The 416-nt window shown below is 50.2% G+C and carries 1 protein-coding gene; it reads right to left on the reverse strand.

Annotated features, from left to right (window positions below):
• The coding region (locus tag J3B89_RS21570; protein ID WP_349814244.1) for a twin-arginine translocation signal domain-containing protein at positions 1-233 on the reverse strand (233 nt) is incomplete at its 3' end.
• Positions 234-416 lie beyond the last annotated feature (183 nt).

Raw genomic sequence — 416 nt, forward strand, 5'->3', positions numbered from 1 at the left:
GCATTATCTTTAAAGGCGCTACCCGCCCTGACGATATGCGGAAAAGTGGCCAGCACGCCGCCCACCGCCAGCCCCTGCACAAACCGGCGCCGTGAAACCGATACCGGCATCATGGTGTTAGCCTTTATCATCTGCAACCTCCAATACTCTCTATATGATATGCGTAGCAGTGTAGAGGACGAAACTGTCAGCAGCATGACCTGAACATGACAAAGTTGTAATCTTGCTGTCATGTTGCTGTTTGGCGGTTTATGGTCTAATACTGCCAAAGCTATGTTTGGAGATGGCAAGATGCGTTTGCTGATTGTGGAAGATGAACAAAAAACCGGTGACTATCTGAAGCAAGGCCTGAGCGAAGCCGGTTTTCAGGTGTCACTGGTCAGAAATGGCCTGGATGGCCATCATCTGGCGATGAC

The organism is Rheinheimera oceanensis (genome assembly GCF_018831085.1).
GTDB lineage: Bacteria > Pseudomonadota > Gammaproteobacteria > Enterobacterales > Alteromonadaceae > Alishewanella > Alishewanella oceanensis.